This window comes from Pseudomonas proteolytica (assembly GCF_007858275.1).
In the GTDB taxonomy this organism is placed as follows: domain Bacteria; phylum Pseudomonadota; class Gammaproteobacteria; order Pseudomonadales; family Pseudomonadaceae; genus Aquipseudomonas; species Aquipseudomonas proteolytica.
The window spans coordinates 93,385-106,203 of the sequence record NZ_VFEV01000006.1; the positions used below are offsets into that span (position 1 = coordinate 93,385).

Sequence of the window (12,819 nt, forward strand, 5' to 3'; positions counted from 1 at the left end):
GAACATGTCCCAATCGTCTATTTCCGCCGCGTCTTCGGCCAACGCTGCCCGCCGTGGCAGTGCGGTTTCGCGGCGTATCCTGATCGGCCTTGGCTGGTTGATCTTTGCCCTGTTCTTGCTGTTGCCGCTGTTTATCGTGGTGTCCCAGGGCCTCAAGCTCGGCCTCGGCGCATTCTTTGCCGCGATCTTCGAGCCCGATGCGCTGTCGGCCTTGAAGCTGACGGTGATTGCGGTGCTGATCTCGGTACCGCTCAACCTGATATTCGGCGTCAGTGCGGCCTGGTGCGTGAGCAAGTACTCGTTCCGTGGCAAGAGCATGCTGGTGACCCTGATCGACCTGCCGTTCTCGGTCTCGCCGGTGATCGCAGGCCTGGTCTATGTGCTGATGTTCGGCGCCCAGGGCTTCTTCGGGCCGTGGTTGCAGGATCACGATATCCAGATCGTCTTTGCCTTGCCGGGCATCGTGCTGGCGACCATCTTCGTCACCGTGCCATTCGTGGCCCGCGAGTTGATCCCGCTGATGCAGGAGCAGGGCACCCAGGAAGAAGAAGCCGCGCGCCTGCTGGGCGCCAATGGCTGGCAGATGTTCTGGCATGTCACGGTGCCGAACATCAAGTGGGGCCTGATCTATGGCGTGGTGCTGTGTACTGCGCGGGCAATGGGTGAGTTTGGCGCGGTGTCGGTGGTGTCCGGCCACATTCGCGGCGTGACCAACACCTTGCCGCTGCACGTCGAGATTCTCTACAACGAATACAACCACGTCGCTGCGTTTGCGGTGGCGAGTCTGTTGCTGATCCTGGCGCTCTTCATCCTGCTGCTCAAGCAGTGGAGCGAGAACCGAATTAACCGCCTGCGCGCCGGTGCGGCTGAGGAATAAGTCATGTCGATCGAAGTCCGTAACGTCAGCAAGAACTTCAACGCCTTCAAGGCCCTGGACAGCATCAACCTGGATATCCAGAGTGGCGAGCTGGTGGCGTTGCTGGGCCCCTCCGGCTGCGGCAAGACCACCTTGCTGCGCATCATTGCCGGCCTGGAAACCCCGGACGCCGGCAGCATCGTGTTCCACGGCGAAGACGTGTCCGGCCATGATGTGCGTGATCGCAACGTCGGGTTTGTGTTCCAGCACTACGCGCTGTTCCGCCACATGACCGTATTCGACAACGTCGCATTCGGCCTGCGCATGAAACCCAAGAGCCAGCGCCCGAACGAAACCCAGATCGCGGCCAAGGTTCACGAGTTGCTGAACATGGTGCAACTGGACTGGTTGTCGGATCGCTACCCGGAACAACTCTCCGGCGGCCAGCGCCAGCGTATCGCCCTGGCCCGTGCCCTGGCGGTAGAACCCAAGGTGCTGCTGCTCGACGAACCCTTCGGCGCCCTGGATGCCAAGGTGCGCAAGGAACTGCGTCGTTGGTTGGCGCGGCTGCACGAGGACATCAACCTGACCTCGGTGTTCGTGACCCACGACCAGGAAGAAGCCATGGAAGTCGCCGACCGGATCGTGGTGATGAACAAGGGCGTGATCGAGCAGATCGGCTCACCGGGCGACGTCTACGAAAACCCGGCCAGCGATTTCGTCTACCACTTCCTGGGCGACTCCAACCGCCTGCACCTGGGCGAAGACCAGCACGTACTGTTCCGCCCGCACGAGGTGTCGTTGTCACGCCATGAACTGGAAGACCACCACGCCGCGCAAGTACGCGACATCCGCCCGCTGGGCGCCACCACGCGGATCACGCTGAAGGTCGAAGGCCAGAGCGAACTGATCGAAGCCGAAGTGGTGAAGGACCACGACAGCCTCACCGGGCTGGCGCGGGGCGCGACGTTGTTCTTCAAGCCCAAGGTCTGGCAAAAGGCTTAAAAAGATTGCAAAAAACCTGTGGGAGCGGGCTTGCTCGCGAAAGCGCCGGTTCAGTCACTGGATGTACCGACTGAACCGCCGCTTTCGCGAGCAAGCCCGCTCCCACATTTGGATTACCGGTGCTTCTCAGGCCGTGGCGTTCTTGTGACGCACGGCCACCGGCCCCGACCGCTCCTCGATCTGCCGCTTGAGCTCATGGCGCAACCCCACCAGAAACGCCAACTCCGCCACCACAAACAACGGCCCCACGATCAGCCCGGACACGTCGTCGACGAACGCAGGCTTGCGCCCTTCGTAGTAATGGCCGACAAACTGGATCACCCAGCCCACCACAAACAGGCCGATACCGCTGCTGAGCCACACCAGCGTGCTTTGCGCCGCCAGCACATGCCCAGCCCAAACCGACAAGCCCATCAGCACGCTCATCAACACCCCAAGCGCCAGTTCCAGGCGCAGGTAGAACCCCGCAGAAAACAACGCCAGCAACACCGCCGGCGACAGCCACAGGCCGGCCACCGTCCATTCGGGGCGTGACAGCAGCACGGCGACGGCGACGACGATCATGGGGATGCCGATAAAGTGGCTGGCGATGTTGCGCGGGTCGCGGTGGTAGGCGGCGTATTGGCTCAGATGGTCGACGAGGCTTTTCATTGTTATTCCTCCTGTAGGATGCTTGATCATGCCCTGTAGGACTGCGACAAACTGTCAACTGGGCGACAATCTTTGGAGTTCTCATGGACGCAGAGTCTTGGCATGGACGGCTGTCCAGCGGCCACTGGTACCGTCATCTGCCTGCTCCCTTGCAGCATAGTCTGCTGGCCCACGCCCGCGTGCGGCAGCTGACGGCGGGGCAGGTGCTGTTCAAGCGTGGCGACCCACCGTGCGGCCTGTACGCGGTGCTGGAGGGCAGCCTGCGCATCAGCGCGGTGAACGAGCAGGGCAAGGAGGCGTTGCTGAGCCTGGCGCAGGCGCCTTTCTGGTTCGGTGAAATCGCTGTGTTCGACGGCCTGCCACGCACCCACGACGCGTGCGCGGTCGGGCCTTGCACCCTGTTGCAGGTACCGCAGGCGGCGATGCTGCAACTGCTTGCGCAAAGCCCGGCCTATTGGCGGGACATGGCCTTGCTGATGAGCCAGAAGTTGCGGCTGAGCTTTATCAATATCGAGCAGTTGAGCCTTGCGCCCGCGTCAGTGCGGGTAGCCCATCGGTTGTGGATGATCGCCGAGGGGTATGGCGAGATCGATGGCTCGCGGCGTGTGGTGCAATTGGCGCAGGAGGACTTGGCGGCGATGCTGGGGGTATCGCGCCAGACGACCAATACGCTGCTCAAGGCGTTGCAAGAGCAGGGGGTTGTGCGGTTGGGGTATGGTGAGATTGAGATACTTGATGTAGGAAGGTTGCGAGAGATGGCGCAGGGGTAGGCGGTGCCTGTTAGGGCCCTTTCGCGAGCAAGCCCGCTCCCACATTCGATCGCATTCCAAAGAATGTACTCGGTCGAATGTGGGAGCGGGCTTGCTCGCGAAAGGGCCCTAACAGGCACTACAAAACCTCAGTCCGGCTGAAACGGCGAAGCACTGAGCACCACCCCCGTCTCCTCCACATACTGCTGCCAGTGCCCAATCAAGGTCGCCAGCTTTTCCGGCTGGCTCACGGCCAGGTCATGGATCTCCCCAGGATCACGCCCCAGGTCATACAACTGCCAGGTCGCCGGCCCTACGGGCCCCGGGATATACACCGCCTTCCATTGCCCCTGGCGAATCGCCCGGCGTCCGAACAGCTCCCAGCCGGTGACGGTATGTTCGTCGTGCACCTGCGCGGTTTCCCCAGACAAAAAGCCCAGCCACGACTTGCCCCGCAGCGGTGCAATCGGCTTGCCGCGCCACTGTTTGCCGGGGTGGCGCACGCCGGCCAGGTCGAGAATGGTCGGGGTGATGTCCATCACCGTGCCGAAGCCATGGCTGATCTGCCCCTTGAGTGGCAACTGCGGGTAATGCACCAGCGCCGGCACACGAATCCCGCCTTCGGTGGTGAAGGCCTTGAACAGGCGCGAAGGTGCCGTCGCCACCTGGGCCCACGATGGCCCATACCAGACATAGGAATTGGCGCGGCCGATATTGCCCAGGCTGTTGTCGTAGTGCTGGTTGAGGTAGGTCAGAAGCTCGGGGCCGAACTTGGGGAAGGCTTCCAGCAGCGCGCCCTCGGCACCGTTGTCGGACATGAACAGGATAAAGGTATTGTCCAGTTGCCCCTGCTGGCGCAGGTACTCCACCACCCGGCCAATGTTCCAGTCCATGCGCTCGACCATCGCCGCATAAACCTCCATGGCCCGCGCCGAGACCTGGCGTTGTTCATCGCTCAAAGCCGCCCATTGGGTGTTCAGCTCGATCAGCGGATGGGGCTCGACGTCGGCATCGATCAGCCCCAGGGCCTTGAGTTTTGCCAGGCGCTCCAGGCGCAGTACCTCGGGGCCAGCGTCGTAGCGGCCACGGTATTTATCGACGATCTCCACCGGCGCCTGCAGCGGCCAGTGCGGCGCGGAAAACGGCAGGTAGGCAAAAAAGGGCCGGGCCTGGTCGCGTTCCTTGAGGTACTGCAGCAGCTTGTCGCCAAAGGCATCGGAGGAGTAGAAGCCCTCGGGCAATTGCTCGACGAAGGTGTCGTCCTCGATGTACAGCGCCGGGGTGGATTTGAGCAGCCCGGGCGTGCTGGCGTCGTAGGGCGGCTCGAAACCGTAGTGGTTGGCCGCCCCCGGCAACAGCGAGAACGAACGCTCGAAACCACGGGCGTGGGGCGCCAGTTCCGCCGTCAGCCCCAGGTGCCATTTGCCGCTCATCAAGGTCTGGTAACCGGCCTCGCGCAGCAGTTCGGGCAGGGCCACCACCTTGTCGTTGAGGTAGCCTTCGTAGCCCGGCTTGCCGATCAGCTCCGGGGTCAGCGCCTCGGCCATGGTGCCGATCCCGGCGATATGGTGGTCGGTACCGGTGAGCAGCATCGAACGGGTCGGCGAGCAGGTGGGGGCGGTGTGAAAGTCGGTCAGGCGCAGGCCGTTCAGCGCCAGGGCATCCAGGTGCGGCGTGGCGATTTCCCCGCCAAAAGCGCCGAGGTCGGAGAAGCCCATGTCATCGGCCAGGATCACTAGAAAGTTGGGACGTTGCGGCATCAAGACATTCCTCAATCAGCAGGCAATAAAGGCCAGGGGCAGGTCACGGATCTGCTCCGGCAGCGGCGGTTGGTAGTGGTCGTCGCTGATCAGTTCGTGCAGCAGTTCTTCGCGCAATTGGTGGAAGTCAAAGCTGCTGCGCTGGCGCGGATGGGGCAGGGCGATATCCACCACCTGCTTGATCCGCCCAGGCCGGGGCTCCATCACCACCACGCGGTCGGCGAGGAAAATCGCCTCTTCCACATCGTGGGTCACCAGCACTGTGGTGATCTTCGCGCGGGCACGGATCGCCAGCAGTTCATCCTGCATCTGTTGGCGGGTCAGGGCGTCGAGGGCGCCGAAGGGCTCGTCCAGCAGCAGGATGCGCGGGCTGGCCACCAGGCCACGGGCGATCGCCACCCGTTGTGCCATGCCGCCAGACAATTGGTGCGGGTAGGCGCGGGTGAAATCGGTGAGGCCGACCAGCTCGATAAAATCGCTGATGCGCTGTTGGCGCTGGGCCTCGCTCAACGGCTCGTTGACCAGGCCCAGGCCGATGTTTTGCGCGACCGTCAGCCATGGGAACAGACGGTGTTCCTGGAACACGATGCCGCGCTCGCCGCCGATGCCTTCCACGGCCTTGCCATCGACGCGGATCTCGCCGCGAAACTGCGTGTCCAGGCCGATCAGCAGGCGCAGCAACGTGGATTTGCCGCAGCCACTGGAACCGACAATCGCGACGAACTCGCCTTCGGCAATATCCAGGTTGAATTCGCGGATGGCCTCCAGCTCGAAGCCATCGACGTCAAAGGTCTTGCCCACATGGTTGAAGCTGACAATAGGTGCAGTCATGCGTGTCTCCAGCGCGTGGCGCGGGTTTCGATGCGTTGGCCGATAAGGTTGAGTGCCGCGCCGGTGAGACCGACCAGCAGCATGCCGCTCATGATCAGGTCCATGCGCAGCAGCTGTTGGGCGCCGATCATCAGGCTGCCGATACCGCCATTGGACGGCATGAAATATTCGGCGCCGATGGTGCCCAGCCAGGCGTAGATCAGGCTCAGGCGCAGCCCGGCGAAAATCCCCGCCGCCGCCCCTGGCAACACCAGGCGACGCAGGCGCAAGGCCAGGCTCAGGCGCAGCACCTGGGCGGCTTCATTGAGCAGCGGCGAGAGGTTCAGCACGCTGCGTTGAGTGGCGATGAACAGCGGGAAAAACGCGGCCAGGGCGATAAACACCGACTTGGCCAACTCCCCCAGGCCGAACCAGGCGGTGAGCAGCGGCACCCAGGCAAAGATCGCGATCTGGCGCAGGGCCGCCAGGGTCGGGCCGAGCACTCGCTCACTGCGGCGCGACAGGCCCAACAACAGACCAAGGGCAAAACCCAGCCCGCCGCCGAGGAGCAAACCGCTCAAGGTGCGTCCCAGGCTTTTGCCCAGTGCACTGAGCAGGCTGCCATCGAATACGCCGCTGGCGGTGGTGTACAGCACGGTCCAAGGGCTGACCAGGATATTGGGATCGACCCAGTCCAGGGCCGTCGCCGCCTGCCACAGCGCCAACAGGCTCAGGGGCAGCAACCAGGGTTGCAGGCGTTGCCAGCCTTGGTAGCGCGGGCCACGGCGGATCTGCGCGGTCGCCGGATGGGGCCAATGCACCCATTTGCGGTCCAGCCAGCCAATGCCGCGATCCATCGCCACGCCCAGCACCCCGATCACTACGATGCACACAAACACGATATCGAGCATGAACAACTGCCGCGCCCAGACCATCAGGTAGCCGATGCCTTCGCTGGAGGCCAGCAGCTCCACGGCCAGCAGCGAGGTCCAGCCGGCGGCCAGGGCCAGGCGTACCCCGGCCATGAACGCGGGCAGTGCGGCGGGCAGGATCAGCCGACGGATCAACAGGTGGCTGGGCAAGCGCAGCACGCGCGCGGCCTCGCGCAAACCGGGTTGGGCATCGCGCACGCCGACCAGGGTGTGCAGGGTCACGGGCACCACAATCGCCTTGACCAGCACCACCAGCTTGAGGGTTTCGCCAATCCCGAAAAACACCATGAACAGCGGGATCCACGCCAGGGTCGGGACTTGCGACAGGGCGCTGAACGTCGGGAACACCAGGCGTTCGGCACGGGCACTGAAACCCAGCAGCGCGCCCAGTAACGCCCCGGCCCCGATGCCGGCCAACAGCCCCCAAAACAGACGTTGCAGGCTGATCGCCAAGTGGCTCCACAACTCGCCGCCGGCCAGTTCCACGGCACTGCTCCAGACCAGCGCGGGCGCCGGCAGGATTTGTTCACTCATCCAATGCTGACGGCTGGCCAGCCACCACAGCGCAAACAGCGTGAGTGGCAGCAACCATGGCAGCAGGCGTTCACTCAGGTTCGGCCAGTGGGTCTGCTCGCCCTTTGGCGTAGCGGCCAAGGGCAGGCTCAACAGTGAGATTCGGGCCATGGAAGACCTCCGTGGTCGGCAGGTTTGTTATGTGATTTTGATCTTATAAATAAACAATCAAGATTATTTAGGGATAAGAAAAACCATTTAAAGCCTCTGCCCGACACGCATCCAATGCATTTGAAGAATATTTTCCATGCTGTTGATGCATAACCCTCTGGAACCGGCGTCTGCGGCTACATAGTCCAAAAAGTTATTAAATTGTGAATTTATAGTATTTAAAGTTTTGTTCCCGTTGTGCGTACTTTCTGCTCCCCAGGCCACCGTCGCCCACAGGAGCACACCCCATGAAACTGCCCTTTAAACGCTTGATCACCCTGGTCGCCGGCACGGCGCTCGCCGGGTTGGTGCACGCCGCCGACCTCAAGGAAATCCGTATTGCCGTGCCCGACCTGAGTGCCGGCACCCAGAACAGTGGGGGCGGCGTGACGGACGTCCTGAGGAGCCAGCAGATCTTTGAAAAAGCCTTCGCCGACCAGGGCATCAAGATCCAGTGGAATTACTTCAAGGGCGCCGGCCCTGTGATCAATGAAGCCTTCGCTAACGACCAGGTAGACCTGGCTTACCTGGGCGATCTGGCCGCGATCATCGGCCGCTCCAATGGACTCGACACCCGGCTGCTGAGCGCCACCGCTCGCGGGGTAAAACAGTACCTGGGTGTGGTGCCGGGTTCGGGGATCAAAACCTTGCAGGACCTGAAGGGCAAGCGCGTGGCGGTGTTTCGCGGCACGGCTACCCAACTGTCCCTCAACGGCGCCCTGGCCAGCCAGGGCTTGAGTGAAAAGGACCTGAAAATCATCAACCTGGATTTCAACGCCGCCGTGGCCGCCCTGGCCGCCAAGCAGATCGATGCCACCTGGGGCGGGTCGAACCTGAGTTCACTGCAGGCCAAGGGCCTGGCCGAAATCCCCCTGACCACCAAGGACCTGGGTGGCGCGGGCAGCGTGCAGGCGGTGCTGGTGGGCAGTGGCAAGTTTGTCGACGCCCATCCCGAGGTAGTGGCCAAGCTGCTCAAGGCCCAGCAGCAGGCGGTGCAGTGGTTGACCGATGACAACAACAAGCAGGCGTATATCGAGCTGGTGTCGGGGCTGGCGAGTTATCCGCCGGTGATTCTGACCAATGATTTGAAGGACCAGAAACTCAGCGAGATTTTCCCATCGACCCTGGATCCGGTGTTCCTGGGCAAGCTGCAGGATGCGGTGGACCTGGCGTCGAAGGAGCGGCTGATTCGCAAGCCGTTCCAGGTCAGTGATTGGCTGGTGCCGGGGTTGGCGGCGGCTGGGATCTGAAATCTACAGTGCCTGAACGGGCCTCATCGCAGCCTACACAAATTTGCCGCAGCGCATAAACCCGTGCAGAGAGGGCTATTGTGGCGAGCGGGCTTGCCCCGCGCTGGGCTGCGAAGCAGCCCCAAAAAGCCCGCCGCGTTTCTTCAGATAAACCGCGATGGCCGGGTTTAGGGCTGCTTCGCAGCCCAGCGCGGGGCAAGCCCGCTCGCCACGGGGGAGTTCGTCAGTTTCTGAAAGTTGTGTAGATACCGATGGCTTGCCTGCGATGGCGCCCTTCAGACCGCCACATCCACTTCCTGGCGATCCACCGCCACCAACGTCTCGATCATCGCCTTGGCCGCCGGCGACAAGCGTGAGCCGGTGCGGCTGACTATCCCGCAACGCGCGCTCATGGTCTCCATGTTCTGCGGCAGGTTGCGCCAGTGCAGCAGCACCAGCGCGCCGCGGGCGAGGTCCTCGGCAAAGGCTTCCTCGGTGCCCACGCCGATGGCGTTGGACTGCAACACGATCTTCACCAGCGCCGCAAAGTGCTCGGTCTGGATGCTCGGTGAAAAGTCCATGCGCCCACTGAGGTTCGCCAGCAGTTTGCGAATGCCCTGGGAGATCAGCGGCGACGCCAGCGGGTAGTCGAACATGTCGTTGGTCGAGAGGCTGTCCTTGGCCAGCAGCGGGTGCCCCGGCCGGCAGAAAAACACCCCTCGCTTGGGCGTCAGCGCCTGGGTCTGGAAGTTCGGGTCGGCTTCGAACTGGCGGATGTCGGCGATAAAGAATTCGATCTCTTCCCGGCTCAGGCTGCGGCTCAGGGTTTCCCAGTTATCCACCTGGAACCGCGTGCGGATTTTCGGGTGCGCGTTGACGAAACGCGCCACCGCATCCGGCACCAGTTTCACGGCGGGCGCCGGGCCACAACCGAAGCGCAGTTCGCCGGCGTCGAGCTTGGTCATGCGCGTCACTTCACTGCTCAGCAGCGCGGCGCCATGCACCAGGCTCAGGGCATGTTGCAGCACCACCTGGCCCTCCGGCGTGGGGCGCAAATCCTTGTGGCCACGGTCTACCAGCACGCAGCCGAACTCCTGTTCCAGGCCCTGGATGCTGCGGCTGAACGCCGGCTGGGTGATGCCCATGGCGTCGGCCGCACGAACAAAACTGCGGTGTTCGTTAAGGGCGATGAAGTAGCGCAGTTGGCGAAGATCCATATGCTTTCCCGGCATTTTAAAAATAGGTCGAAGGCATTTGCGACCAGGGGAGCTGAGGTTTTAAATGCAAGCTCTTATTCCGTCAACGAAGCATGCGTTCATTTGCTAGACCTAAATTGCATATGAATAGAGCGTTGGCGCAGCGTCACCCCACCGTAAGCAGACACATGAGGGTCATCCAATGAGCAATGCCGCACTCGCTGTTCAACCCGTCGCCCTGGCGCTGGATATTCACCCGGTCGCTGGGCGTATCGGTGCCGAGATCCGGGGCATCAAACTGTCCGGCGACCTCGACGCCGCCACCATCGAAGCCATCCAGCAAGCGCTGGTGCAGTACAAGGTGATCTTCTTTCGCGAGCAGGCGCACCTCGATGACCAGAGCCAGGAAGCGTTCGCCCATTTGCTCGGCGAGCCGATTGCCCACCCCACGGTACCGGTGCGCGATGGCACGCGTTTTCTGATGGAACTGGACGGCGGGCGTGGTCAGCGCGCCAACTCGTGGCACACCGACGTGACCTTCGTCGATGCGTACCCCAAGGCCTCGATCCTGCGTTCGGTGCTGGCGCCGGCATCGGGTGGCGACACGGTCTGGGCCAACACCGCCAGCGCCTACAACGACTTGACCGCCGAAGTGCGCGCCCTGGCCGACACCCTGTGGGCGGTGCACAGCAACGAATACGACTACGCCGCGCGCAAGCCGGATGTGGCGCCGGAAAAGCTTGAGGAGTACCGCAAGATCTTCACCTCGACGGTGTACGAGACCGAGCATCCGGTGGTGCGTGTGCACCCGGTCAGTGGCGAGAAGACCCTGCTGCTGGGGCATTTCGTCAAACGCCTGAAGGGTTACTCGCAGGCCGATTCCGCACACCTGTTCAACCTGCTGCAAAGCCACGTCACCCGCCTGGAAAACACCGTGCGCTGGCGCTGGAGCACCGGCGATGTGGCGATCTGGGACAACCGCGCCACCCAGCATTACGCGGTGGATGACTACGGCACCCAGGAACGCATCGTGCGCCGCGTGACCCTCAAGGGTGATGTGCCGGTGAGCGTGCAGGGGCAGCGCAGCCAGACCACCAAAGGCTTGTAGCCCACCACATATCAAATGTGGGAGCGGGCTTGCTCGCGAAAGCGGCGGATCAGCCAACACAGTTGTTAACTGACATACCGTTTTCGCGAGCAAGCCCGCTCCCACACTAGCCCGCGTCCCACAGGGGATTTGGGGGGTTACCAAACCCCGATCTGCACCACCTTTTCCGCTTCTGGCTCACCATAACGAAACCGCTGGCCACGCAGTTCAATCTCCCCGTGGCTGATGGTGGTGCGCCGTTTCAAACCCCGCAGCCATTCGAATAGATAACCCTGATGCACTTCGCGCACCTGGGCGTACGCCGGGTCTGCGCCCAGGTCGTGCAGTTCCTGCGGGTCGTTTTCCAGGTCGAACAGTTGCGCGCGAAAGCCGTCATAGGCCAGGTATTTCCAGCGTTCGCTGCGCACCATGGTCATGCGGCAGCGATCGATCGGCTGCGCCAGGCGCTCGCGGGCCGGGGCCTGGAACGCGTAGTCGTATTCGGCGATGGCGTAGCGGCGCCAGTCCGTTTCTACCCCATGCAGCAGGGGGATCAATGAGCGGCCTTCCAGACGATGCTCGGCGCTCGGCAAGCCCAGGGCCTCAAGGAAGGTGGGCAGGGCGTCGATGGTTTCCACCAGGCGCCGATCCACCGTGCCCCGGCTGATATCGGCCGCGGCGCGTGGGTCGCGGACAATCAGCGGCACACCCACCGCCGGCTCCAGCAAAAACTCCTTTTCGCCCAGTTGGTGGTCGCCGAGGAAGTCGCCATGGTCGCTGGTGAACACAATCAGCGTGTCATCCCAGCGACCTGTGCTTTGCAGCACATCGAACAGTCGACCGAGTTGGTCATCCACCTGCTTGATCAGGCCCATATAGGTGGGAATCACCCGCAGCCGCACCTCATCGCGGGAAAAGTTCAGGCTCTCCTGGTGTTGGCGGAAGGCTTGGTACACCGGGTGATCGCTGGCTTGCCCAGGCTCGGCGCGAACCGCTGCCTGCACCTGATCGACGCCATACAGCGCGTGATACGGCGCGGGCGCGATATAGGGCCAGTGCGGCTTGATGTACGACAGGTGCAGGCACCAGGGGTGCTCGCCTTGTTCGTGGATAAAGTCGAGGGCGCGGTCGGTGGTGTAGACCGTTTCCGAATGCGCCTCGTCCACCCGCGCCGGCAAGTGGGCGTTGCGCATCTGCCAACCGCTCAGCACCTCCCCGGCATCGCCGGCGGCGGCATTGGCCCATTCATGCCAAGGGTTGGTGCCGGCGTAACCTTGCGCGCGCAGGTAATGGGTATAGGGCGCGGACTCGCGTTTATCGGCGAACAGTGGGCTGTCGGGGAAGATGCCGTCATGGCGAAAATACGCTTCGAAACCCACCTCATTGAGGGGCTGCGCCTGCGCGCTGTCGGGGTCGATATCCAGGCGTTGCAGGGCATCGAGATTGGGCGTGGCGTGGGTCTTGCCCACCAGCGCGGTGCGGATGCCATGGGGGCGCAGATAGTCGCCGATGGTCAGCTCTTCGAGGGGCAGCGGCACCGCGTTCCAGGCCACTTGATGGCTGCTGACATAGCGCCCGGTATAGGCCGACATGCGCGACGGCCCGCAGATCGTGCCCTGGGTGTAGGCGCGACTGAAACGCACGCCAGCGGCGGCCAGGCGGTCGATGTTGGGGGTGTGCAGATGGGCGTGGCCGTAGCAGGAGAGGTAATCGCGACGTAGTTGGTCGCACATGATGTAGAGCACGTTGCGCACATGGGGCATGGGGATCACCGGATGAGGGGCAGGTGAGGGTTTTCGCCGGTTGGAGGGGGTTGAGGCA

The 12,819-nt window shown here is 62.9% G+C and carries 11 protein-coding genes; 5 read left to right on the forward strand and 6 right to left on the reverse strand.

Going from position 1 to position 12,819, the window contains the following annotated elements; translation table 11 throughout:
- Positions 1-4: 4 nt before the first annotated feature.
- Both cysW and FIV38_RS06335 read left to right on the forward strand, forming a co-directional pair.
- Positions 5-877, forward strand: a complete 873-nt coding sequence (gene cysW, locus FIV38_RS06330; RefSeq protein ID WP_092232659.1) for a sulfate ABC transporter permease subunit CysW — start codon at positions 5-7, stop codon at positions 875-877.
- 3 nt (positions 878-880) lie between these two features.
- Positions 881-1,861, forward strand: coding sequence for a sulfate/molybdate ABC transporter ATP-binding protein (locus tag FIV38_RS06335; protein WP_029299488.1), 981 nt, complete (start codon positions 881-883; stop codon positions 1,859-1,861).
- A gap of 126 nt (positions 1,862-1,987) precedes the next feature.
- Here FIV38_RS06335 and FIV38_RS06345 read toward each other — a convergent pair whose 3' ends face one another.
- Positions 1,988-2,512 carry an Mpo1 family 2-hydroxy fatty acid dioxygenase gene (locus FIV38_RS06345; protein ID WP_029299490.1) on the reverse strand — a complete coding sequence of 175 codons (525 nt, stop codon included), beginning with the start codon at positions 2,510-2,512 and terminating at the stop codon, positions 1,988-1,990.
- 83 nt (positions 2,513-2,595) lie between these two features.
- Between FIV38_RS06345 and FIV38_RS06350 the strand changes: the two genes are divergently transcribed.
- Positions 2,596-3,282 carry a Crp/Fnr family transcriptional regulator gene (locus FIV38_RS06350; protein ID WP_029299492.1) on the forward strand — a complete coding sequence of 229 codons (687 nt, stop codon included), beginning with the start codon at positions 2,596-2,598 and terminating at the stop codon, positions 3,280-3,282.
- A 128-nt stretch (positions 3,283-3,410) separates the two neighbouring features.
- Here the strand turns inward: FIV38_RS06350 and FIV38_RS06355 are convergent, their stop codons facing one another.
- The 3 genes from FIV38_RS06355 to FIV38_RS06365 are packed head-to-tail and all read right to left on the reverse strand — an operon-like array spanning position 3,411 to position 7,447.
- Positions 3,411-5,021: an arylsulfatase gene (locus FIV38_RS06355; RefSeq protein ID WP_092232662.1), complete on the reverse strand. Its 1,611-nt coding sequence runs from the start codon at positions 5,019-5,021 to the stop codon at positions 3,411-3,413.
- A 15-nt stretch (positions 5,022-5,036) separates the two neighbouring features.
- Complete coding sequence (locus FIV38_RS06360) at positions 5,037-5,852, reverse strand: ABC transporter ATP-binding protein (protein WP_029299497.1); 816 nt, start codon at positions 5,850-5,852, stop codon at positions 5,037-5,039.
- Positions 5,849-7,447: an ABC transporter permease gene (locus tag FIV38_RS06365; protein WP_092232665.1), complete on the reverse strand. Its 1,599-nt coding sequence runs from the start codon at positions 7,445-7,447 to the stop codon at positions 5,849-5,851. Before FIV38_RS06365 ends, FIV38_RS06360 begins: the two co-directional genes overlap by 4 nt.
- A gap of 287 nt (positions 7,448-7,734) precedes the next feature.
- Between FIV38_RS06365 and FIV38_RS06370 the strand changes: the two genes are divergently transcribed.
- Positions 7,735-8,736 (forward strand): ABC transporter substrate-binding protein, encoded by a 1,002-nt coding sequence (locus FIV38_RS06370; RefSeq protein ID WP_092232668.1) that lies wholly within the window; start codon positions 7,735-7,737, stop codon positions 8,734-8,736.
- A gap of 275 nt (positions 8,737-9,011) precedes the next feature.
- Here the strand turns inward: FIV38_RS06370 and FIV38_RS06375 are convergent, their stop codons facing one another.
- Positions 9,012-9,932: a LysR family transcriptional regulator gene (locus FIV38_RS06375; protein ID WP_092232671.1), complete on the reverse strand. Its 921-nt coding sequence runs from the start codon at positions 9,930-9,932 to the stop codon at positions 9,012-9,014.
- Positions 9,933-10,113: 181 nt separating this feature from the next.
- Here FIV38_RS06375 and FIV38_RS06380 point away from each other — a divergent pair, with 181 nt between their 5' ends.
- Positions 10,114-11,019: a TauD/TfdA dioxygenase family protein gene (locus FIV38_RS06380; protein WP_029299503.1), complete on the forward strand. Its 906-nt coding sequence runs from the start codon at positions 10,114-10,116 to the stop codon at positions 11,017-11,019.
- A gap of 137 nt (positions 11,020-11,156) precedes the next feature.
- Here FIV38_RS06380 and FIV38_RS06385 read toward each other — a convergent pair whose 3' ends face one another.
- Positions 11,157-12,761 carry an alkaline phosphatase family protein gene (locus FIV38_RS06385; protein WP_092232674.1) on the reverse strand — a complete coding sequence of 535 codons (1,605 nt, stop codon included), beginning with the start codon at positions 12,759-12,761 and terminating at the stop codon, positions 11,157-11,159.
- Positions 12,762-12,819 lie beyond the last annotated feature (58 nt).